This is a genomic window from Tunicatimonas pelagia (assembly GCF_030506325.1).
Taxonomy (GTDB): Bacteria; Bacteroidota; Bacteroidia; order Cytophagales; family Cyclobacteriaceae; genus Tunicatimonas; species Tunicatimonas pelagia.
Genome location: NZ_CP120683.1, coordinates 3988709 through 4013019, shown reverse-complemented (window position 1 = coordinate 4013019; position 24311 = coordinate 3988709). Strand labels below are relative to the sequence as shown.

The window sequence follows — 24311 nt, the reverse complement described above, 5'->3', positions numbered from 1 at the left end:
AAAAATAGGGGCGAGATTACTTAAATCGGTTGCACAAAATTAAGACCATTATCAACAGCCAAATAAGGAAACTATTACTGCGCCAGAGAGTAGTTTTTTAACGCCATTATTTCTCTGCCAGCGAAGCTTCTTCTCGAGTATTAACTTTGCTCAAAATAAAGTTACCTACTTGTCGGCCTTGTTCTACTCCATTGTCGATGGCTGGCATATAGTGAATGCCACCGTACAACCGACTGATTGCCGCTTCTTCCGAAGCTTCTCGAAAAGAGTTGAACTCCCGGGGGGGCAGACCGTACGCAACTTCGGTAGAGTCTACGTAAGCAAAGGGTTCGCCGTATAGCTCGGTGAGGGCTACCGCAGCTGAAGCGGAAATGACACTATGCCCACTAGTATATTCAGGGAAGGGAGGGGTCTGCAACAGTGGCATCCAGTCTTCATCAAAGTGCTGATTGATTACCGTTTCGGGGCGGATCAGACTACTACGGTATTTTTCGTCCCAGCAACTAATGAAACCGTCGAACAGTGCAATAGCGGTAAAAGCATAGGTTTCTAATGACCGCATCAAATCAGCCCCAGATTGCTGAGCAGCTATTTTAGCAATACCCATCCAGTGCCCGCCCGGAGTAATCTTTTTGGTAGCAAACATTACATGTCCCTGATGATGAGAGACGTAGGGGTTGCAATCCCAGAAACTGGCAATTTCGGCCTGCTCTTCATCTAGGTTGTTAACCGTCTCGTACACTTCCATCACTTCCGCAAGAAACTGGCTACCTTCTTCTATTGAAAAAGGAGAGGGCGGGGCAGGGACAAACTGGTTAGCTGAGTCGATCACCAACGGTCGAATACTGCTCCAGTGAGGCTCAATACCGTCCATATAATCGGGTGGAGTGGGTTGCCACCGACCGGGGGCATCATTCACCGTAAACTTAGGGAAAGAGCGAGATTGTTTGTAATTATCCTGGCTAGACCAGTCTAAAATATGCTGAGCTACCTGCTCACCGTAAGCGAGTGAGTTGTTGTACATATCTTCCGGAAAGGCGGTTTCGAACGGCTGGTACAACTCCTGCTGATATTCATCAATCCGCTCTTCAGAAAATATAAAATGCTTTCCGGCAGTAAGAAAGGCGTGAATACTGGCCAGTGGTAACGAGATAGGCTGCGTGGTGTCGGGAGCGGGAATCGGCTTCAAACCATTGAGCTGCCCAGCCAATGATCGGTATTCGGGATAGTCGGGCAAAAGAGCTTCGTAAGCAGCAATGCTGGGGTATACATAAATCCGGCTGGCGACCGGGGGCGAGAAAATGTCATAAACAATTACATCGGTGAGTTTTTGCATCGACTGGTGAACGTACTCAGGGTCATCAGCCACAAAACTTTCATCTACTTTTTTCTGGCAGGCTAACGTTACGAACCCCAGTAGTACTACCAAAAAACGGTTGGTAGCAGAGCATATTGGCAGCATATTTCTACGAAGTTTTATTCTTACTAGCGACAAGTATTCTTTTCATTTACTTAGAGCGTGTTTGAACTTTATCCTTTAGTTTTCTGATGGCTGTTTTCCGCCCATACTTCGCCTTTTTTTCGGACGATAGCTTAGGCTATCCTCCGAAAAAGAGTCTCGTCTGTCCGAAAAACACCTCATAATAAATTCTAAAAATAAAATCCAAACACGCTCTTAGAGCACCTTATTTTAATGGGTGTAACATTGCCTGACTGTCTAGAAGTTTCCCATTTAGGGTTTATCCGAAAAATTATCTTTCCACTTATTGCCTTCCTAGAAAAGTATAATTTACTCGATCTTCAGCGATTTTATAGACTACATCGGCTCAACTGCATTTTTAAGGGTTGGCAAATTTCAGTCATTACTCTAATGAGGAAGGCATCAAAAGTCAAGAGAAGGCGTGATTACTATTTCCAGTTGCTCATAAAATGCAGTTGTTTCTTGCTGTAAACCGTACGTGGACATACTGCTGGATTTAGTGGTGGAAAACCAAGTGTACAACGTTGTCTTACCCACGTATCTTTATGAGAAAACCATAGTAGGAAATATGAAACACTGGCTAGATTTTCTAGTTCTGTCAACAAACTTTCGTAAAAAATATCTATGTCTAATCAGAATATTGCTGTTTTTTGGTTCCGTCGCGACCTTCGCTTTGATGATAACGCCGGCTTATTTCATGCTTTACAAGGGGACTTACCGGTACTGCCGCTCTTCATATTTGACCGGAACATTTTAGATAAACTGGAAGATAAAAACGATGCCCGAGTGATGTTTCTACACGATACACTCACAGCCATGCACCAACGCCTGGAGGATAAAGACACATCACTGCTGGTGAAGTACGGCAAACCCGAAGAGGTGTGGGAAGAAGTGCTTCGCAACTATTCGGTACGAGCGGTTTACACCAACCACGATTATGAGCCTTACGCCAAAGAACGGGACGAAGCAATTAATCAATTACTTACCAAGCAGGATATTCCGTTCCGCACCTTTAAAGATCAGGTAATTTTTGAGAAGGATGAGATACTAACCGGCGGAGGGGATTTTTACAAGGTATTTACTCCCTACAAACGATCTTGGTTAGATAAACTGGAAGATGGTATGCTGGAATCGTATACCTCCGGTCTCTCTTTCAATAGTTGGTGCCAAACCAAGTCGCTACCAATGCCCTCGCTGGAGGATATGGGTTTTGAGCGGTCAGATATTGAGATTCCTGCCAATCGTATTAACGAATCCTTAATTGAAGACTATGGTGAAAACCGGGATTACCCTGCCAAAGATGCTACCTCTCGCCTCGGTATTCACCTCCGACACGGCACACTAAGCATTCGTAAATTGGTTTGGGAAGCCAGAGAATTAAACGAAACATTTTTGAATGAGCTCATTTGGCGAGAGTTCTACATGCAGGTGCTGTTTCATAATCCGCAGGTAGTAGATACGGCCTTTAAGCCTAAGTACGATAATATTCCCTGGCGAAATAGTGAGGACGATTTCCAGCGCTGGTGCGAAGGAAAAACCGGATACCCCATTGTAGATGCTGGTATGCGCCAGCTTAACAAGATTGGCTATATGCACAACCGGGTACGGATGATTGTAGCCAGCTTTCTCACTAAGCATTTACTGATCGACTGGCGCTGGGGCGAAGCTTACTTTGCTAAAAAACTACTTGACTACGAATTAGCTAATAATAATGGTGGTTGGCAATGGGCGGCTGGCAGTGGTACCGATGCCCAACCCTACTTCCGAGTATTTAATCCCTACTCGCAGACCGAGAAGTTTGATAAAAACGAAGAATACATCAAAGAGTGGATACCTGAGTACGGCACCGATGATTATCCTGAACCCATGGTAAACCATAAAGAAGCCCGCGAACGAGCTATTGAAACGTATAAAGAAGCTTTGAACTAAATGTGTTCTAGTGTTATGGTGTTAATGTGTTCGGGTAATGAATAGTGTTTATGACTGTTAAGCAGTCTTAGGTATAGATTGTAGTATCTATGAAAGCTGAGCATATACTATAACACCCCAACACAGAGCACGGTAACACTTTATTAATCCACTACTAAAGAATGTTGCTGGGCAAACGGCTTACCAGAAGTGGTAATCCCCTCTACGCGCACATCAAATTCAGCCTTTTCATCGGAAGTATAAAATTCTACCTGAGCGGTTCCCTCTTCGTCAAAAACGAGCGTTGGTTCCCAGTGTAAAGTAGAGCGAAAATCGGGTTTTACGTGCTCGGACTTCTTTGTATTGTAGCGAGGAGTGTAGAATTCACGGGCTTGGTAATAGCCGGGATGTGTTATATTGGTAATGCCTAACCGCTCCGTAACCACCGGCACACCGGCTCCTCGCCGGGTATACACCGCAATGGCTCCGCCTGCCCCCCTGCTGCCGAAGATGGCTGCCGCAGGTCCTTTCAGCACATCAATGTAGTATACATCATTGACATTAATCGTATTGATTAGCTCAGCATCCGTCGGAATACCATCCAGTAAATAAAATGCCTCATTTGACCCACGAAAACTAGTAATTCCGCGAATAACGGCGGTTTCGTTAGGAAATGCACCAAACACCTGTACTCCCGGCACACGCCGTAACAGATCAAATATCGATAATGCGCTAGCTCCTCCCGGTATTGAGTCCAGAATGATCCTATTATCCGGCTCGCTATACAGCCGATTCGCATCACGAAACGGATCATTGAAATCGTCTTTACGCCCTTCTATTTCAACCTCGTCTAGTATGATAACTTTCTCGTCAAAATTATAGGCTTCATCAATCTGGTTAATTTTCTGCTGCTGCTCCAGATAATTGCCCATCATAGATAGCCAAGCTGATTGATCGGGGCTTCTTGCTTGCTCAACTGGGGGTTTAGTGGGTAACTCTAATTTGATAAAAACATCCTTTTTTAATTTTTCTTTTCTGCCTTTCACCCGCCGTGCCTGAATAACTAGCTCCGTGGTGTCTTGAAACTGATTATCAACGAAAGTAAATTGCCCACTTTCATTCGTTTTTCCCTCCGCTACAAAAAATGAACTATCCACCGTCATCATTGTAATTGGGCCACTCACGGGCTGATCCCGGCTGTAGTAGCGAACCATCTGCCCCTTTATTTGGAAGCCGCGCTCTACCATGTATTCTGCTGGGGCTAAAGTGTCACGAAGAACATCGTTCCAGACAAACCTCCGCCAACCTTGGGTGAGCATTAGATTATTTAACGCTTGATAAGACTCTTGCGTACGGTTGGTAAAATAGTGCTGCGGTTGCTCAATGGTTCCCCTCAGATCAGAGGTAAGTAATAAGTTACTTACGATAGTCTCCTCGCCATCAGAATAGCTAACCTGATTAGGGTTAGTAACGGTGAGCGAAGCAAATGCCGGTAGTGGTTGCTGATTTTCATCAGCTAGTGATAGGCGGAGCGTCGCCTTCTGACGGGTGGCGTAACGGGGCTGACTGCTTTTAATAGACAGCTTGGGCAGATTTGTGGGGTAGTTAACAAAAATCAGACGTTCGCACTGAGGCGCACCAATTTTATCGAAGAAAGTAAGGTGGCAAATACCGTTAGGAAACGTGGACTTAGGTATCTCCGCAATAAAATAGGGTTTGTTGGCTTCTACAATAATAGAGATAAAAGGTATGCCTCGCTGATGGCCAATTAGCACACCATCTTTTACCCCTTCGTTGCCGTGGCTCTCGATAGCAATTTTTATATTTTCTGAGAAGTGCCGGGGAGAAGATCGCATGATGTATCCGTACTCTTGCGCCTCAGGAAGCGGAAAGGTAAGTGGCACCCCGGCTATCTCTATTTCTGCCTGATACGTGCAGCTGGCTGAGGGTTTAAGGATGAAACGCCCCATGCCAAATTGTTGGCTCTTAAACGTGGTTACTGGCTGTTGATGTTGATCTACAATACGCCCCTGCACAGCTAAACCACGGCCATCGGGCCCAGTTGCCTTAAATGCTACTATGCTGGTGAGCTCATTTACAAGTTGACCTCCCTCCGGGAAGAACTGAAGATCGATGGGTGGCTGATCCTGTTGAAAGACAAAACTCTCTTGCTCCACTTGTTCTTCCTGACGAACAGTTTCTGCCAATGCGGTGCTGTCTATACTACCAACAGGTATTGATTTTTGAAAAAAGTACGCCTCATCAAAATTCCGCATCCAGTTGGTGTAAGCCCGCACGGTGTAGCTTCCTACGGGTAGGGTATCGCTAAGAAAGAAATCTCCGGCAGCCCCGCTTTCAGATACCTCTAGGTTACGGTGACTGATAATATTTCCGCTAGGGTCAATTAACTCTACGTAGGCCAAGCCGCTGAGAGATTGGGGGGAGTGCAGGGCGGCATCTACCAGATACGTTTTAAACCAAATAGACTCTCCGGCACTGTAGTAGGGTTTATCGAAATGGATGTATATTTTTTCTTGTCGAAAAGTATTAACGTAGGTAGTAAGCTGCTCGTTAATCTGCTGGCTTAACGACTTGTCGGGAGGTGACTGCATTCCTAAGACAATCACCAGGGCTAGTAAAAATGCCCCTAGTATACGTGATAGGTTCATAGGTTGGTTGGTTTAATGTGCTACTCATAATTTCTGAGTTGATTTTCTTGGGTGATTTCATCTAACCACTGCTGGTACAACTGATGAAGTTCTTCCGTTTTTTGCGGATGCTGCCCAGCAAGGTTCGTCGACTCCGAAATATCTTGCGATAAGTTCGACAGAAACAAGCTATCAGCTACTACCAAACGATCGGGTTGTACGGGGTCACGCGGGTAGCCAATCAGTTTCCAGTCGCCTTGGCGTACGGCCCACTGGCTACTTTCGCCGCGTCCGGTTTGCCAGTACACTGTTTCGTGCGGTGAGTCTACCGTAGCATCGCGAAGTAGCGGAACCAGACTTTTTCCGTCCAGCACCGTCTGCGGAACACTTACTTCACAAAAATCCGCGATGGTGGGGAGCCAATCGGTACTTACTGACAACTGATTGCGTATTTCCCCTTCGGGCAGTGTGCCCGGCCAACTGGCAATAGCCGGAACCCGAATGCCGCCTTCAAACAAGCTGAACTTAGCCCCTCGATAATCTCCGGCATTGCCTCCGCCAAACATCGCCCGTTCTTCTACCGAATGCCCATGATCCGACTGAAAAATTACCAACGTCTTCTCCCGCAGCCCCAGCTCATCCAACTTATTTAGCACTGCCCCAATTTTTTCGTCCATTGTGGAGACAAAAGCCGCGTATTCTCGCCGGGGCGAGGGTAGATCGGCGTAAGTTTCCAGCCACTCCGGCGAGCCTTGGTACGGATAATGAGGCACGTTAATGGCCCAATAGAGAAAGAAAGTGGTGTCTTGATTTTGCTCCAGAAACTGATTCGCCTCCTCTACCATTAAATCCGGGAAGAACCGACCGGGATAATGAACCTCCTGGCCGTTACGCCACAAATCATGAACATTAGGTCCATTCCAATAGAAGAAATGACTGTAGTTATCAATGCAGCCCACCATATGGCCGAAGCTATAATCAAAGCCCTGCCCGGTGGGTTGCTTGTCGGGAATGTGCCCTAGGTGCCACTTTCCAATATGGCCAGTTTTGTAGCCACCCTCTTTCAGCATTTCGGCAATAGTAACTTCTTCGGTGGGCAAGCCCGCTCCTTCCCGACGATAGGGAATAGGAACGTTGCCCGGTAGCCCCGCCCGCAATGGAGTGCGCCCGGTAAGTAATCCAGCTCGGGAGGGCGAGCAAACCGGAGCGGCGGCATAGAACTGGGTAAACCGAACCCCCGAGGCGGCTAGCGTATCCATATTGGGAGTTTGCAAATCGGCGGAGCCGTAGCAGTTCATATCCAGCGCCCCCTGGTCATCAGTAAAAATTAGTAAAATGTTGGGGCGGGGTTGGTTTTGGGCACTTGCAGTGGTAGCCAAGGCTAGTGAGAAAATCCAACAAAAAAATAATAATTGAGGCATACGTAGTTCTTAATCTGGTTCACTGATGCAATATACTTCTTCCTGAGAATAGCTAGTGGGTAATTGAAAAATCAATTTTTCCGACTTACGGCAGCAACACTGGTACGAAGAATAATTGCTATTATTTGAATAAACCAAGTGGGGTAGTTGCTTTCTATCGTTTTCCCCTTGATTTTTGTAAGCGTTAGCCTAGTATTACTTTTTGCAACCGGAGCCTACATGAATATTTCTGAATGGATTGCCGAAAACTGGATGATTAGCCAAGCCATCCAACTAAAAATTGCCTACTCGCTGCTGGTAATCTTAGGATTGTGGCTATTTCGGTTCTTTGGGTTGAAACTTATCTTTCGGGGAGTAAAGAATCCAAAGGATCGTTATTACTGGCGAAACGGTATAAAAAACCTGACTAACCTACTGCTGGTTATTATTATTGGCTCTATTTGGATAGATCGGGTAGGGTCGCTAGCTACGTTCTTTGGTTTGGTTGGGGCAGGGCTGGCCATTGCCTTGCAAGAACCTATTGCTAACATAGCAGGCTGGGTATTTATTTTACTACGTCGCCCGTTTGAAATTGGCGATCGGGTTCAGATCGGCGAATTTGCGGGTGATGTAATTGATATTCGGTTCTACCAATTTACCATCAATGAGATCAGAAACTGGGTGGATGCCGACCAGAGTACCGGGCGAATCATTCATATTCCTAACGGTAAAGTATTTAGGGAGCCCCAGGCTAACTTCACCCAGGGGTTCAATCATATTTGGAATGAGATTGAAGTTCGGGTAACCTTCGAGAGTAACTGGAAAAAAGCCAAAACTATCCTAGAAGATGTAGTTCATACCCACGTCGATCAGCTATCTCGTACAGCCGCCAAACGACTAATGGAAGCTTCTAAGCAGTACCTGATTTTTTACACTAATCTTACTCCCATAGTGTACACCCGGGTGATTGAAAACGGAGTATCGCTCACCATCCGTTATCTCTGTAACCCCCGCAAACGACGTACGACTGAGCATAAAATCTGGGAAGAAGTGCTTACTGCTTTTGCGGAGCAGGAAGATATTGATTTTGCGTATCCTACTCAACGGATTTACTATAACGCGCAAGAAGGCAAGGCGCAAACCCGTCGCAATTCAGATACACTGAAGCAAAACCCAGAGTTATAGCTTGCCAGTATACCATTTTACGAAGTTATTATGCATCCGCCGTTAGTCAAGAGAATTAAAGCCTAAGAAAACTATGAACTGCATTACGGGTTGTTACTGTTAAATTCAATAAACTAAGTAAGGATTATGTCGCAACATACTGCCTTCTACGCTACAGTTTATCTACTCGCAGGTACTATCGTTCTTGGCTTGCTCACCCGTTGCGACTCAGCCCATTCTGAACAAGTCCATCCTCCGTACCGTGCTGATCTTATCAAAGGAATTAATTTGGAAGGGCCGCGCGACCCGTTTGAATCGCATGAGTTAGGTCCTGTAGACTCGTTAGGGTTCAACTGGGTAGCATTAGTTCCTTACGCTTTTAGCATTCCCGGAGAAACCTTTGTGCGGTGGCAAGGCCAAAAGAAGTACTACTACTGGGGCGAAAGCTTGACCGGAATTGCCCACTGCGTAGAAATGGCCCACGACCGAGGAATGAAGGTGATGGTAAAGCCTCACCTGTGGGTAAAGAACCAGGGTTGGCCCGGTGATTTTGATCTGGGAAATCCGGAAGCCTGGGCTACTTGGGAAAAAGATTACCGCGACTATGTATTAGCGTTTGCTAAGTTGGCCGATTCACTTTCGGTAGAATTATTCTGTATTGGCACGGAAGTGCGGCACTCAGTAAAGCAACGACCGGAGTTTTGGCGATCGCTTATTCGCGACGTGCGCCAAGTATACGATGGGCCACTTACCTACGCTGCCAACTGGGATAACTACCACAATGTTACGTTCTGGCAAGACCTGGACTATATCGGCATTGACGGATATTTTCCGCTTTCGGATCAGCCTAAACCGTCTAAAGAAGAGCTAATGCAAGGGTGGAAGCCCATTAAGAAAAAATTGGCTTCGTTTAGTCAGTCGTTAAACCGTCCGTTAATCTTCACTGAATACGGCTACCGCAGTATGATTCACAGTGCGGGCGAGCATTGGAATATGAGCGAAAGCGAACTAACCACCGATATGTGGGCGCAACGCACCGCTTACGATGCTCTTTACGAGACGTTCAATACCGAACCCTGGTACGGGGGCGGCTTCTTGTGGAAGTGGAGTGTACCCCACCACCGTTCGGGCGGGGTTAACAACAGCCGCTTTACGCCTCAGAATAAACCAGCCCAAGAAGTTATCTATCGTTGGAACAAAGGGCAGTGAAGCAGTTAGCAGTTAGCAGTTAGCAGTTAGCAGTTAGCAGTTAGCAACGGAGAACGGAATTTAAAATTGATTGTTGATAGAGCCCACTAGTTAATGAATAATGATTAATTGGCGTGGGGCAATGGGTAGTAGAGAATGAGTAATGACTAATTCCCAACACCCGAACACTTTAAGCTTCTAGACCTGTGGACTGCCGACTATCAACCATGAACTAATAACTAATCACCAATTTAGCCGCTGAACAATTGAACCATTTAAAACAATCAACAATGTACTACACCATCACCCTACTTTCTTGGCTATTTCTCGCGGGATGTTCGTCGCCGGAAAATGCTTCATACCAAATTGAGGTAAGCGAAGAAAACAGCACCCAAACTGTGGCCGATACGGAAGTGGATATTACCGCTATTGAATTACTCGATTTGGATGGGAACCCGATTAGTTGGGAAGCCCTGAAGGGTAAAAAAGTATTTCTAAATTTTTGGGCTACTTGGTGCAAACCTTGTATCATAGAAATGCCCTCCATAAGTGAGGCGGCGGAGCAATTGGGCGAAGAGTACGTTTTTCTGGTGGCTTCCTACGAAGATTTAGCTAAAATCCAGAAGTTTACTGAGAAACGAGATTTTACTTTCCAGTTTGTGCATACCAAAACCCCCATTGAGAATCTAAATATCTACTCCTTGCCCACTACCTTTCTAATTAACTCTGCGGGTGAGCTGGTAGAAACGGTTATCGGCAGTAAGGAATGGAATGATGCCGAAGCCATGAATCAGCTTAAGGCCCTCCCATGATTCGGTGCAGTTTCTACGTTCTTTTTCTAATTGTAGTATTTCTTAGCAGTTGCCAACGCAGTTTTTCGCTGAAAACCATTGCTCAGGGTGAAGATTGGTTCGTCAATTGGGCTGACTTTCCTTCTATGGCCGTGACTGATTCTTTTGCGGTGGCTCACTATCTTCAAAAGAGCGCGGAGGGAACCTACGATTATGATATAAAAATTTCCTTAGCTGACTCTCAGCAAACCGACTGGAGCACTCCGGCGGTGCTGCACCAAGACGGCGTGGCAGCTGAACATGGCTTTGTCACGCTACTGCCCCTATCTTCTACTCAAATACTATCGGTGTGGTTAGATGGTCGTCAGACGAAACAGGAGAACGGAGCTATGAATCTGTATACGAATATTATCACACCCGATGGCACCGCTCAGGCAGGCTATTATCTGGACAACCGGATTTGCGGTTGTTGTCAAACCGATGCAGCCTTAACTTCTGACAGTGCCATTATGGTGTACCGCAATCGTACTGATGATGAAATTCGCGATATCTACGTGGTGCGTCAAACAGCTAAAGGCTGGTCGGCCCCGTACCCGTTGCACGACGACGGTTGGCAGATTGCCGGTTGCCCGGTGAATGGCCCGGCGATCAGTGTCTATAAGAATTACGTCGCCGTAGTATGGTTCACCGCTGCGAATGATATTCCCAAGGTGCAGGTTATCTTCTCCGGCGATGGCGGAAAAACATTTGGCAAGCCCATTCAGATTGATCAGCAACCGCCACTGGGCAGAGTGGATATTGAAATGATTAATGAAACTACCGCTGTAGTCAGTTGGATGGAAAGCAGCAGTGATAAAGCAGGTATAAAATTAATAGCGGTAAATTCCTCCGGTGCTCTAGGGCAGTCCGTTACGCTAACGGAAGTAGGAGTTGCCCGCAGTAGTGGTTTCCCAATCATTGCTCAGGCCAATAATCGGCTGTTTTGTGCCTATACGCGACCAACCGACTCGATTACTAACGTTCAAACCGCTTGGATTTTGACAGAAGAATTGCTCGTATCTTCAGATTTGTAAAAAGCCTTACAGTATTATCGATACTAAAGCACAGCAAACTGTTTGTCAATAACATGGTTAAGTACCTACGCGGTGAAACATAAAATCAGGACTTCTAAACCCGAATACTATAATGATGCGACCTATTCAAAACTTATTCATCTTTACCATCTCATTGGTCTTCCTAGCAGCTTGTACCAATTCTGCCTCAGAGCAATCGGCTAACACTTCTCCCGCCAATGATAACCAATCATCAGAAGAGAAGAACTTAGCCTCGGTAGTAGATCAGTACTTATTACTAAAAGATGCACTGGTTACTTCCAGTCCGGAAGAATCCCAAGCGAAGGCAATGAGTATGTTAGAGGTTATTGATGCTACTAATATGATGGGGGTACAACAGAGTGCCAAACAAATTGCTACTGTAACCGATTTAGACACTCAACGAATGTACTTCGATAGTTTGTCTGTACATCTGTACGAGCTATTAGAAACGCAAGATGGGGGAAATAAAACATTGTATAAGCAGTATTGCCCTATGGCCTTTAACGACCGAGGAGCCTACTGGCTGAGTAATGCCGAAGAAATTCGCAACCCCTACTTTGGCGACGATATGCTTAAATGCGGTAGGGTAGAAGAAACCATAAAGTTCTGATGAATAATGATTGGTGAATAATGACTAACTGCTTACCATTAATCATTACTCATCAATCATCATTCACTATTCGTTGCCTACATCGCTATTGCCTCGCTTGCGTTGTTGTTGCATGGGGTTAGGGCCGGAAGTCCCCCGGGCGTTCTGCTTCTGTTTGAATACTTCAAAGCGGGTAGGGATGTTCTGCTTCGGGAAATAGTTATTGGTCTCATCGGTATCGGCCGTTTCGCGGTAAGGGTCAACCACGATCTGGGTCACCTTCTTGTCTTTACCAAATACTTTGGTCACCTTATTAGAGTTATATCGCCATACCTCCGCCGGAATACGTTCAATCTCGGTACTGCCGTCTTCGTAGGTCCAGCCAAGAATTACGGGCGTAATCAATCCACCAATATTGCTAAAGTTAATTTCGTAGAAATGCTTGCCTGACTCTACCAGTTTACGCTCCTTATCGTTTAGGCTGGCGATAAATGAGTCGTAGGCTCGCTGGTCGGCGGGAGATATTGAGAATGGATCGTAGCGATTATAGAAATCCCGAAGAGCTGGATCAGCCTCAATAGCAGTAGTGGCTACATCTTCCTCATTGTACGTCTGGCTAATATGTTTTTCCCGCTCTTGGTAGCGTTGCTTGGCAATGGGCTTTTCTACTTCGGGGTTCTTGGTATTGATCTGATAGTACTTCACATTATCAATACCAACATCTACGTGGTCTACAGTATAGAACCAGCCTCGCCAGAACCAATCCAGGTCGGTACCAGAAGCATCTTCCATAGTACGGAAGAAGTCACCCGGCTCAGGGTGCTTAAAAGCCCAGCGTTCAGCATAGGTTTTGAAAGCATAGTCAAATAGATCTCGTCCCATTACAGTCTCCCGCAGAACATTCAACGCAGTAGCGGGCTTAGCGTAAGCGTTGGGGCCTAAGTTCTGTACTTGGTCAGAATTGGTCATAATTGGACTGATCTGCGATTTATCGCCACTCATGTAAGGCACAATTTTGAATGCTGGGCCACGGCGAGAAGGATAGTTGCGATCCCACTCCTGTTCGGTTAAGTACTGCACAAAAGTATTTAAACCTTCATCCATCCACGTCCACTGCCGCTCATCAGAATTGACAATCATGGGGAAGAAGTTATGACCTACCTCGTGAATAATCACTCCAATCATACCGTATTTGATTCGTTCGGAGTACGTACCATCCGCAGCCGGGCGACCGTAGTTGAAGCAGATCATTGGGTACTCCATACCGTTAGAAGCTTCCACCGAAATAGCTTTGGGGTACGGATATGGAATAGTAAACTTAGAATAAGTCTTGAGGGTATGCGCTACTACTTCGGTAGAGTACTGCTCCCACAGAGGATTGCCTTCCTTGGGATAGTAGGACATCGCCATCACGGTGCGTCCATCAATATCTACGCCCATAGCATCCCAGATATACTTACGCGAGCTACCGAAGGCAAAATCGCGCACACTATCGGCGTGGTAAATCCAGGTTTTGGTGTCTTTGGCTTGCCGCTTCTCTTTTTTCTCTACTTCATCCTGACTAACGATAATTACGGGTTTATCCGCGGTTTTGGATTGCGCCAGCAGGTCACGCTGCTCAGTAGTTAGTACCTCTTCTGGATTTTGCAGGGTTCCGGTAGAAGCTACAATATGATCGGAAGGAACCGTGATTTCTACTTCGTAATCACCGAAAGTAAGAGCGAACTCGCCCCTTCCTAAAAACTGCTTATGTTGCCAACCGTTGTGGTCGTCGTATACCGCCATACGGGGAAACCACTGCGTAATCGTGTACAAGTAGTTTCCATCCTCTGGGAAGTACTCATAGCCACCCCGGCCTCCCATCAGATTACGATCGTTAATATTGTAGTACCAGTCTACCGAAAAGGTCACGTTCTCCCCCGGTTTCAGTGGCTCAGGAATATCTACCCGCATCATGGTACGGTTAATAGTATAGGAAATATCGTTTCCATCCGCATCCTTTACTGCCTGAATTTTATGTCCGCCGTCGAAGCCGTAACCGATAATCGCCTCCAGGTTGTCAATATTCATTTTATTCGATAGGCTATTGGTGCGGGTCTTGTAGGTATCTGAGTCTTCGGCTCGCATGTTCTGGTCGAGTTGCAGCCACAAGTAATCCAGCACATCGGGGGAATTATTATAGTAGGTAATCGTCTCCGAGCCAGTTAATCGCTGGTTATCATCGTTAATCTCGCAGGTGATTTTGTAATCAGCCCGTTGCTGCCAATACTGATGCCCCGGTGCCCCAGAGCCCGCCCGGTACACATTGGGAGTTGGCAACATAGCGGGTCCCAGTTGTTCAAACTTATCGGTATGCTGCTTTTGTTGAGCCAGTAGCCCGGTGGGCAAAAAAGCTGTCGATAGAATGAGAAGTAAAAAGTGGTGACGCATGGTAAATACAGGTTAGGAATAAGTAGGCAATATACTCAAATCCATTAGAAGATACTGTTGGAGGATTACAAAAAATTAATATGATGAATGGTAATTCTATTTTTCGCCAGAAGAATGTGTTGAGTAGACAACTGCATAAGTCATAAAGCTACAGATTGATGTTACTGGTAAAGATATGAACTGAAAAACGACTCCAACAAGAACATAACTCAATTAATTTGGGCATAAGAGGTGAGAATTTGCCAATATGTTTTAGTACCGATTTCTTTATTAGCACTCAGAATCTCATGTACTTTTCCTTTTTGATCTAATATCATAATAGGATGATGATTGTCAGGGTCAACCTTTTGGAAAGACCACCTTTGGTAGTCAGTTATATATTTGTCGCTTAATAAAGTAGCTAAGGCGTTGCCATCAGCATCCTGTTGCAGAATTTCCTGGCTAGGATGCCGCTTGTCAATCATCCACTGAGTAAATGCATTGCCAGGAAGTACTTCCTGTAAGCGATCTTTAGGCACTGAAGGCATTTGAAGAAAGGCCTTGCCAAAATCACCGTTATCTTCTCTAAATTTAAATGAGATCACCTTCATTTTAGCAAGAATAATCGTCCAAGCCCAAGAGTCTAGATTAGCATTGTAATCGATCTTGGGTGCTCCGAATAATCCTAGCACGATAATTTGGTCGGCAATTGTGCTATCCAAAAGATAAGCATTGGCAACTGACGTTAGTTGTCCACCAGTTAGGATAGCTAGAGGTTGAGTGGGAGATGCCTTTTTTGCCTCAGATACAATAAACAGACTACCGTCAATATCTAATGGCTTAGTATCTTTTATTTTTCCTGATGATGGAACCGTGAGGGTTTCATTAGCCCCAGAAAATAACTCATAGTCGACTTTTAATTCGGCCTGTTTTGCTTTTTTCCGTATCTCCTCCCTGCCTCTTACAAATTCGGGATATTCACTATGTTGGTAGGTGGTAATAATCGCTTTTAGGTCAAGAACCCCTAAATGCTCGGCGAGTATCAGCATTTCTTCAGTGTAAGTATCCCGATGATCATCATTATCGAACACTACTCCCGAGTAGTTTATCTCTAGTGATTGCGCCCAAATCGATCCACAAAGTACGGAGACTACCGAAAATACAGTAAAAGTAAGTAGGTTGATGGTGCTCATAGAGAAAAATTGATTTGCTAGCAAAAAAGCCTAGTCAAAACAACCAGGCTTAAGTTTGTCTGGAAATAAAGTTACGCTATACTCCAGCCATCGCGGTACTCGCGGTGGAGGTGACGGTTCACATCTTTATTATTGGTAAATTCCATTTTTTCACCGTCGTAGCGTAGTATCTCACCGGGAGCATGCAGAGCAACTACTCCGAGTAGCATAGTTTCGTTGAGCGGAGCGGCGTACTCAAACGGACAAGAGATTTTCTCTTCACCCTTAATAGCGCGAATCCAGTTCATTTCGTGGGCACCTCGCCCTCCTTCAATGCGCTTGTAGGTTTGGGGCGTGTCCGCATACTGCTCCATTAGCGACTGCGGGTACATTTTCGGATCAGAGCCGTAAGTTTTATGATACAGAATACCTTTCTCTCCCTGAAAGATTACCCCACCCCCTCGGTCTAGTTCTACATCGTCGGGCAATTCTGCCGGACGAGCAGGCATCAACCCGCCATCATACCAGTGCATGGTTACTTCGGGTAGCATCCCTCGTGCGGGGAAAGTATAGTGAACAGTAGTAGATAGTGGATAGGTTGCCCGATCTTCTTCGTTACCTCCCCAAGGAGTAGAAGTTCCCTGCACCGTATCAGGGTACTCTAACCCAAGTGCCCAGTACGGGTGATCTATCAGGTGAGCTCCCATATCTCCTAAAGCTCCTACGCCCCAATCGACCCAGCCTCGCCAGTTAAAGGGGTGATAAATTGGATGGTACTCCCGTTGCGGGGCGGGCCCCAAGAATACATCCCAATCCAGGTCCTTCGGTACTTTGTATTTGCCGTTCATGGCTTTGATCATACGGTCTTCCAAGCCACCTCGGTTCCATTTCATATCGCTACCTACTTCGGCAGTAGGACGAGGAACTCCTTGAGGCCAGATCGGGCGATTCGTCCAAACATGTACCTCGCGTACCGGACCGATGGCTCCGGCTTGCACCCACTCATTCACTTGGCGGGCATCGTCACTAGAGTGCCCCTGGTTTCCCATTTGGGTAACTACGCCGGTTTCCTTAGCAATTCGCTTTAGCTCGCGGGCTTCTTTTACTGAGTAAGTCAAGGGTTTTTGTACATACACATGCTTGCCCATTTGCATGGCGGCACTAGCGGCTACTGCGTGAAAGTGATCGGGCGTGGCAATTACTACCGCATCAATATCATCTTTCTGCTCCTCCATCATCTTGCGGAAGTCTTTGTACCAAGTAGCTTTCTCATAAGCGGCTTTTAGCTCAGCGCGATCATCCCGACTTACGGAGTCTCTTACCCGGCCGTAGTCTACGTCAGCCAAGGCCACGATATTCTGACTGGTAAGGGCTTTCATGTTATTAGCCCCCATACCGCCCGCGCCAATGGCGGCCACGTTTACTGTATCGCTAGGAGCCTGATAACCGGTGCCACCTAGTACGTAGCGGGGCACAATCATGAACGAAGCAGCGGAAGTAGCGGCTCCCTTTAGGAAATTGCGACGAGGTAGAACATTTTGCTTGTTAGGTCTTTTTTTCATTATGTTGCGTATTCTTTGATAAAAAATAAAACGATGCAGTTTGCGAATGGTCAATTTAGCACAAAACCCTCGTTTTGCGAAGTTCCCGTCCTACAAAATCCTGGAAGATAGCATGTGTTTTAACCCCAAAGCGACGTAGCTAAGTATTTTGCTCAACTACTTTGGCTTTCCTGAAAGCACATACTGTACATTTGTCAATAATGATGTATCATGATTATGTAAGTAAATCGTACGTGGAAATGATCGTAACCCCCGTGCCTCGTAGGGCGTAATAGAAGTGTTTCTTTCCTAATATGAGATTTTAAACAACCAATAATGAACCAAACTGCCGATTTGTTAGATATTGTCCAGACGATGGAGCGACTGGTAGGTCAGAGTGATTGGGTCGCTGCAGCTAACTACTTTACTCCCCAAGCATTGTACAAAGTAGCTGATCGGGAGCCCGTCTATGGGATTGAGGATATTGAGCACTATATGGTCTGGCAAAATAGCTTGGTGCAGTGGAAGGGTCATGATATGAAGCTGGTCGTAAGTCAGGATAACGCGTTAGTGGTAGAGGTTGATTCGTTTTTTTTCCGGCTAAAGGATCAGGCTAACATCGTAGTACCCTGCACCGACATATACCGCTTTGAAGGAAGTAAGATCAATGATTGGCGGGTCTACGCCAACATTTCGGCGTTCGGTTTACCTTCTGCTTAATATGTGTTCCCAGCTTCGGAGCTACGTAACTCAGCTAGCACCTTTATCTGCTTCAGAACTAACCTATCTGGAAAATCAATGTGTGTACCGCGAAGTGCCCAAAAGGTTTTTGCTGATCGAGGAAGGGACAGTAGCGCAAGAGGTGTACTTCATCAATCAAGGTTGTCTCCGGCTGTTTTATCCTAGAGAAGGAGAAGAGATTACGGCTTTTATCTTTCTGGAAAATCTGTTCGCCACTTCATTGGAAAGCCTGTTACAGCAAACCCCCAGCCAACAGTGCCTAGAAACCTTAGAGGATAGTGAGTTACTGGTGATCAGCTATGAGAATCTGATGAAGGTGTACAACTACTCCGTCAATTTTCAGATTATGGCTCGTCGGATTACCGAGCAGCGGTTTATTAATGCTCAGCGTATTCTCTCCTCTCATATTTTGGACTCGCCCGAGGAACGCTACCAAAAGCTGCTGGCTACGCAACCTGCGTGGTTTCAGCGGGTGCCTCAGCATTACATTGCCTCTTTTCTGGGTATCACCCCAGTTTCGCTGAGTCGTATCCGCAAACGCATGTCGGAAAAGTAGTTTATTTCTTTACAAAAGATAATGTTACCTACCACTCCGCTGGCTTACCTTTGAGAAGATGGTGGAGGGTAAAAGATTGAAGGTTCAGCACCGTATGCCCTTTTACCCTTTGCCGTTCTACCCTTCACCTTATTATGATTATGAAAGAACTGACGACAGAAATTATTATTAACGCCTCGGCTAAACGAGTGTGGCAAGTGCTTACGAATTTTTCGGCTTACCAAGAATGGAACCCATTTATTGTAAGTTCTTCAGGCAAAGCACTGAAAGGCAGCCGTCTTACTAATCAAATGAAACAAGGCGATAAGACAATGACTTTTTCCCCTAAGCTGATTAGCGTAGAAGAAAATCGGCGTTTAGAATGGTTAGGACATTTATGGATTCCGGGAATATTTGATGGGCACCACATTTTTGTTATTGAAGAAATAGCCCCTCAGCAGGTGAAACTTATTCAGCAGGAGAAATTTAGTGGCCTACTACGCGGATTAATTATGAAGCAAGCAGGAGAAACCACGCAAGCCGGATTTATTGCCATGAACCGGGCATTGAAAGAACGAGCTGAACAGTGAACCGTCTTTAGAGAATTTACATTTATTCATACCGTAGTGAATTCACTGGATTAGCCAAAGCAGCTTTAATGGTTTGAAAACTGATAGTCAGCAGCGCGATAAGCAGCACGACTGCTAGCGGTAGTAGAAATAGCCACCAACTAATATCGATTCGGAAGGCATAGCTTTCTAACCACTGTTGCATAATAAAATAAGCCAATGGTAAAGCCAGTAAACTAGCTATCAGGATAAGCTTAACGAATTCTCTGGAAAGCAAGGTAACAATACTGCCTATGGAGGCTCCCAATACTTTACGAACTCCGATCTCTTTGGTGCGCCGGAAGATGGTATACGATGATAAACCAAATAATCCTATGCAGGACACCAGAAGCGCCAGTGCGGTAAAAAGCCCAAAGACCCTTCCGAATAAAAAGTCTTGCTGATACTGCTGCTGAAAGCGTTCATCCAGAAAGTAGTAGTCAAAGGGGTTATTTGGAAAAAATGCGGTATACTTTTCTTCCAGTAGCTCGAGGGTAGTGGGCAATTGCTGCGTCAGTAGCTTCACGGAAATTGGGTTGTACGTAGAATAGGTAGGCTGAAATAGTATCGGCTCAATCGGATGGCGCAGCGACTGTTGGTGAAAATCGGCTACTACACCAACTACTTCCCAAGGCTTGTCATTGGTCCATACGGTTTCGCCTAGTGCCTCTTCGTTAGTCGTAAAACCTAATAGTTTAACCGCAGACTCATTCAGTAGAATGGTGTGCAACCGATCCCACTCAGCATGATAATCACCCAACCTAAAGTTTCTTCCGGCCAGTAGCTGAACATCATATAGTTTTACAAAATCGGCATCTACACCCATAAAGCTGCTGGCAAGGCGGGTACCTTCTTGGGTACGGTCACTCCGCACGTTGAAGACTCGCCCCATCCGTTGACCAGGCACCCGGTTAGAACTAGCCGCTTGGCTGATAGATGCTTCCCTTTCAATAGCATCTTTAAAACTATTCACCCGATCAATGTAGGTAGAATCCCACTGAGCCTGGTTCGGTGAGCGAATCACTAATATCTGGTCGATGGTAACTCCTAATTTCTGCTGCTGGATGAATAAAATTTGTTGGTAGACAACTAATGAGCCAACCATCAGGGTTACCGAAGCGGCGAACTGGGTTACGGTAAGGCTCCTTCTGAGAAAACTACTACTTTTATTCTGAGAAAACTTACCACTCAGCACTTTAGTAGGCTGGTAAGAAGAAAGAACAAAGGCGGGGTAAAAGCCAGATGCCAAGATGCCCAGTAACGTCATTGTACCTAACAATGCTACGATGAAACGAGCATTTCCTCCGGTACTTAGCAGGTAAGTCAGCGATAGGTCTTGTTGAAGCAAACGGTTGAAGCTAATTTGAACAACTTGGGTAACAGTGAAAGCAATTAAAATCCCCAGTACGTTGATTAGCAAAGACTCCATCATGTACTGTCTGATAAGTTGCCGTCGCTTAGTCCCCACTACTTTACGAATACCCACTTCTTTGGCCCGTTCCAGCGACTTGGCAGTAGCTAAGTTGATATAATTAATCCAGGCGATAGTCAAGATTGCGATGGCAATAATTAGTAGTTCCCATACAACTGTACTGCTTCCGGTAACGCCTATCTCATACTCAAAATCAGAATACAAATGGGCTTTTTCTAGCGGTTGTAAGCTGAACTTCTCAACACTACCCGATACTTGGTCTCCTTTAAAATATCGTTCACTGAAATCGACTAGCCTTCCCTCAAAATCTTGCTGATTCACATCCGGCTTAAGTTGAACATAATGGTAGAAATCAGACCAGTTCCATTTTGAGTCTTCGTTTTCAGTCCAGTCGATGACGGCTGGGATAGAAATCAGCAGACTGAAGCGTAGATGGGAATTTTTCGGAACATCTACTACAGCGGTTACTACAAATGGGTCGGATATATCATCTAGCATAATCGTTTTCCCGATGTATTCTTCCCAGTTTTCATTCTTCTCATCAAAGAGTCGGCGAGCTAAGGAAGTGGTCAGTACCACTGCTTGTATATCCTGTAAGGCAGTGGTGATATTCCCGGCTTTTACGGGAAAAGAGAACAGGTTTAGGAAAGAAGAATCAGTGGCCAGGGTATTCTCAGCAACGATCTTTTTATTCCGGTAATCAATTACTATCTCTCCCGTGGGAAATACCTCAGTACTACGTACTACCTCCTCAAAGTCTTCGTTCATGGCAGCTCCTACCGGAGAATAGGTGATGGTACCATGTTGGATAAGCTCGCCATTTTGATAGCGATCATTAACTACTCGGTAAATCTGATCCCCCTTCTCATGAAAGTCGTCATAACTCAACTCAAAAGAAACATACTGTAAAATCAGTAAGCAAGCGGCCATGCCGATAGCTAGACCCACAATATTAATCAGGCTGAAGACTTTATTCTTCAGTAGGTTGCGATAGGCAATTTTGAGGTAGTTTCTTAGCATGGCTATTTACTAAAATAGTTATTCGTAGCGTAAGGAATTCACAGGATTGACAAATGCCGCTTTGATAGTATGGTAACTAATGGTTAAGATCACAATGATTAGGATAATACCAAGTGGCATTGCTAGCAACCACCAAGGAATATTGGTCTGAAAAGCATAATTAGACAGCCACCAACGAATAGCAAAATAGGCAAACGGGATGGCGACAATACTGGCGATGACTACCATTCTGATTACTTCTTTAGATAACAAATAGAGAATTTGAGCCACTGAAGATCCCAAGGCTTTCCGAATGCCAACTTCCTTAGTACGAGCTAGCGTTGTGTAGGAAGAAAGTCCAAATAACCCAAGAGTAGCAATGCAAATAGCTAAAGTGGTGAACAAACTAAATATTTTTCCAAAGCGACGGTCAGATTGATACTGCCGATCAAACTGGTTGTCCAGAAAAAAGTAATCCAGTGGTTTATCAGGAAAGAAATCTTGCCAAGTGGAGGTGATGTGGTCTACTGCATTTCCGATAGGTTCTACAGATGCATCTGAGGTAGGTTGAATATTTATCGAGACGAATTGGTTATCTCGATAGGCAAAACTTATTCTACTAATATTTTCTTTCCCTGCTTCAAAGTAACCACCATCCAGAATAAATAAGATGGGATTGTAGTCGTGTTGAGTTGACGTTTGGTGATGGTTTTTAACAATCCCTACAATCTCATAAGAATTATTTGGGTGAATATTATCCCTTATTTTCTCATTTAAAGCTGCTTCTACATTTTCATAGCCCAATGCTTGCATGGCGGCTTCATTAATAACTACCGCTTTCTGATCTGATGGGTAATCTCTTGAAAACGTTCTTCCAGCAATCACATCTATTTCGTAGAAGTCAAAGAAGTTGTAGTCGGTGCTGATAATCGTATAAGAATTCCATTCCTCCTTATCTACTCTTCCATAGTACCAATCCCAGTTAATAGTACCGGGGATCGTTGAAGAGGAAGTTACCCCATCAATGGCTGCATACTGGGATATTCCCTCTTTAAAAGCCTCTAATTTTCCCTGATAGATACTATCCTTGAAAAAAGTAGTGTTGATAACGAACTTCTGAGAAGCGTCAAATCCCAGATTTTTATTATGTAAGTATACTAGCTGTTTCTGTACTACCAAGGCTCCCGCAATTAATATGATAGTAATCATAAATTGAAACACGACTAGTGACTTTCGTAAACTATAGCGAGTAGCAGGATTGAAATTGATAGTTTTACCTTTCAATGCTTTCACCGGAGAGAAAGAAGAAAGCATAAGTGCCGGATACACGCCTGCCAATAGTGTACTCATGACAAACAGCGTGATGAGTAGACCCCAAAACAGATCTGCGTGAGAAGTACCTTTCCACCAAAGGGCAAAAGTCAAATCAGCCCCAGTTAGGTTATTAAAATAAGGGAGTGATAGTTGTAGGATAGTGAAAACCAGTAGCATAGCCAACACATTCAGAATGGCCGTATCTAACAGAAATTGCCAGATTAGTTGCTTACGTTGTGCTCCAACTGTCTTACGGAGACCAACTTCTTTAGCCCGTTCAAAAGATTTTGTGGTAGACAGGTTAATGTAGTTAAACCAAGCAATGATGAGTATCAGAATGGCAATGATCGTGAGAAAATAGATGTTTCCTCGTTGCCCATTTTCTTTATACTCAAATAGAAGATTTGAGTCCAGGTGAATACTTTTTAGAGGTTGTAACGGAAACTCCATCCAGTCACCCTGGTCGGTATATTTTTCCCAATTCAGGGCGAGTTTCTCCTGTTTCCATTGTTCTATTTTAGATTGTAAAGTAGCTCGTTCAGTTTGAGGGTGAGTAAGAATATAGGTATAAAAATGCTGGTAGCTCCATTGGTTATCATTACTCCCGCGAATAAGCTGAGGATGAGAAAGCAGTATCTCAAATTTAAAATGAGTGTTGTCAGGAATATCTTCCAAAATTCCTACAATCTGAACAGGATATTCATCTTGCCAATGCGGGTGTAAGATTAACATCTTACCTAGTGGATCATTATCACTTCCTAGTTCAGCTTGCTGCCAGTTCTTACCAAAAAATTTAGTAGCAGTGGTAGCAGAAATTACGGCTTGGTTGAGAGCCTTAAAAACTTGGTTGCTATCACCTTTGATAAGATTGAAAGAAAAAACATCCAAAAATGAGGGGCCAGCAAAATAAATATCTTCAATAAGAAAGCTAGTAACGTCCATATGCTCATCTCGGTAGCTTACATAGGGTGACATACTTTCTCTAGCTTCTGTAAGTCGCACAAAGTCTTTTACTTCTGGAAATGTAGCTTTCAATGTAGGACCTACGGCTGGTACATTGGCTGCTCGATGGTCTATGAGTTCCCCCTCCTGATAAACCTCTCTGGGAATACGATAAATATTCTCGGCATTTTGATGAAAACTGTCGTAACTCAATTCAAAATTTAGATAAAGAAGAATGAGTATAAAGGCTGCCATGCCGATAGCTAGACCCACAATATTAATCAGGCTGAAGACTTTATTCTTCAACAGGTTACGGTAGGCAATTTTGAGGTAGTTTTTAAGCATAGTTTAAATTA

General features: G+C 44.9%; 17 protein-coding genes. 9 read left to right on the top strand and 8 right to left on the bottom strand.

Features of this window, described 5'->3' with window-relative positions:
- Positions 1-106: 106 nt before the first annotated feature.
- Positions 107-1462, bottom strand: a complete 1356-nt coding sequence (locus tag P0M28_RS17220; RefSeq protein WP_302203790.1) for a vanadium-dependent haloperoxidase — start codon at positions 1460-1462, stop codon at positions 107-109.
- Between the two features lie 642 nt (positions 1463-2104).
- On the opposite strand from P0M28_RS17220, the gene P0M28_RS17215 reads away from it, so the two are divergent.
- Complete coding sequence (locus P0M28_RS17215; RefSeq protein WP_302203789.1) at positions 2105-3409, top strand: cryptochrome/photolyase family protein; 1305 nt, start codon at positions 2105-2107, stop codon at positions 3407-3409.
- A 143-nt stretch (positions 3410-3552) separates the two neighbouring features.
- On the opposite strand, the gene P0M28_RS17210 is transcribed toward P0M28_RS17215, so the two are convergent.
- Together P0M28_RS17210 and P0M28_RS17205 are read right to left on the bottom strand one after the other, a co-directional pair.
- Positions 3553-6057 (bottom strand): TonB-dependent receptor plug domain-containing protein, encoded by a 2505-nt coding sequence (locus P0M28_RS17210; protein ID WP_302203788.1) that lies wholly within the window; start codon positions 6055-6057, stop codon positions 3553-3555.
- Positions 6058-6077: 20 nt separating this feature from the next.
- Positions 6078-7415: a sulfatase-like hydrolase/transferase gene (locus P0M28_RS17205; protein WP_302203787.1), complete on the bottom strand. Its 1338-nt coding sequence runs from the start codon at positions 7413-7415 to the stop codon at positions 6078-6080.
- Positions 7416-7676: 261 nt separating this feature from the next.
- Here P0M28_RS17205 and P0M28_RS17200 point away from each other — a divergent pair, with 261 nt between their 5' ends.
- The 5 genes from P0M28_RS17200 (at position 7677) to P0M28_RS17180 (ending at position 12283) form a co-directional block, all read left to right on the top strand.
- Positions 7677-8621, top strand: coding sequence for a mechanosensitive ion channel family protein (locus tag P0M28_RS17200; protein ID WP_302203786.1), 945 nt, complete (start codon positions 7677-7679; stop codon positions 8619-8621).
- A gap of 126 nt (positions 8622-8747) precedes the next feature.
- Positions 8748-9809, top strand: coding sequence for a glycoside hydrolase family 113 (locus tag P0M28_RS17195; protein WP_302203785.1), 1062 nt, complete (start codon positions 8748-8750; stop codon positions 9807-9809).
- Positions 9810-10078: 269 nt separating this feature from the next.
- Entirely contained in the window at positions 10079-10600 is a 522-nt protein-coding gene (locus tag P0M28_RS17190; RefSeq protein WP_302203784.1) for a TlpA family protein disulfide reductase, read from the top strand.
- The gene (locus tag P0M28_RS17185) at positions 10597-11652 is read left to right on the top strand and encodes an exo-alpha-sialidase (RefSeq protein ID WP_302203783.1); all 1056 of its coding nucleotides are present in this window, start codon (positions 10597-10599) and stop codon (positions 11650-11652) included. The genes P0M28_RS17190 and P0M28_RS17185 overlap by 4 nt, the downstream gene beginning before the upstream one ends.
- 112 nt (positions 11653-11764) lie before the next feature.
- Positions 11765-12283, top strand: a complete 519-nt coding sequence (locus tag P0M28_RS17180) for a DUF3347 domain-containing protein (protein WP_302203782.1) — start codon at positions 11765-11767, stop codon at positions 12281-12283.
- A gap of 66 nt (positions 12284-12349) precedes the next feature.
- Here the strand turns inward: P0M28_RS17180 and P0M28_RS17175 are convergent, their stop codons facing one another.
- From P0M28_RS17175 to P0M28_RS17165, 3 genes are all read right to left on the bottom strand, one after another.
- A complete protein-coding gene (locus tag P0M28_RS17175; RefSeq protein ID WP_302203780.1) occupies positions 12350-14692 on the bottom strand; it encodes a M1 family metallopeptidase in 2343 nt (780 codons plus the stop codon).
- A 209-nt stretch (positions 14693-14901) separates the two neighbouring features.
- Entirely contained in the window at positions 14902-15864 is a 963-nt protein-coding gene (locus P0M28_RS17170) for a hypothetical protein (RefSeq protein ID WP_302203779.1), read from the bottom strand.
- Positions 15865-15935: 71 nt separating this feature from the next.
- Positions 15936-17405 (bottom strand): Gfo/Idh/MocA family protein, encoded by a 1470-nt coding sequence (locus P0M28_RS17165; RefSeq protein WP_302203777.1) that lies wholly within the window; start codon positions 17403-17405, stop codon positions 15936-15938.
- 315 nt (positions 17406-17720) lie between these two features.
- Here P0M28_RS17165 and P0M28_RS17160 point away from each other — a divergent pair, with 315 nt between their 5' ends.
- The 3 genes from P0M28_RS17160 to P0M28_RS17150 all read left to right on the top strand — a co-directional run bounded on the left by P0M28_RS17160 (position 17721) and on the right by P0M28_RS17150 (position 19250).
- Positions 17721-18104: a nuclear transport factor 2 family protein gene (locus tag P0M28_RS17160; protein ID WP_302203775.1), complete on the top strand. Its 384-nt coding sequence runs from the start codon at positions 17721-17723 to the stop codon at positions 18102-18104.
- A gap of 1 nt (position 18105) precedes the next feature.
- The gene (locus P0M28_RS17155) at positions 18106-18681 is read left to right on the top strand and encodes a Crp/Fnr family transcriptional regulator (RefSeq protein WP_302203773.1); all 576 of its coding nucleotides are present in this window, start codon (positions 18106-18108) and stop codon (positions 18679-18681) included.
- Positions 18682-18821: 140 nt separating this feature from the next.
- Positions 18822-19250 carry an SRPBCC domain-containing protein gene (locus P0M28_RS17150; RefSeq protein WP_302203772.1) on the top strand — a complete coding sequence of 143 codons (429 nt, stop codon included), beginning with the start codon at positions 18822-18824 and terminating at the stop codon, positions 19248-19250.
- 22 nt (positions 19251-19272) lie between these two features.
- Here P0M28_RS17150 and P0M28_RS17145 read toward each other — a convergent pair whose 3' ends face one another.
- Both P0M28_RS17145 and P0M28_RS17140 read right to left on the bottom strand, forming a co-directional pair.
- Positions 19273-21720, bottom strand: a complete 2448-nt coding sequence (locus P0M28_RS17145) for an ABC transporter permease (protein ID WP_302203771.1) — start codon at positions 21718-21720, stop codon at positions 19273-19275.
- Between the two features lie 18 nt (positions 21721-21738).
- Positions 21739-24300, bottom strand: coding sequence for an ABC transporter permease (locus P0M28_RS17140; protein ID WP_302203769.1), 2562 nt, complete (start codon positions 24298-24300; stop codon positions 21739-21741).
- Positions 24301-24311: the final 11 nt, after the last annotated feature.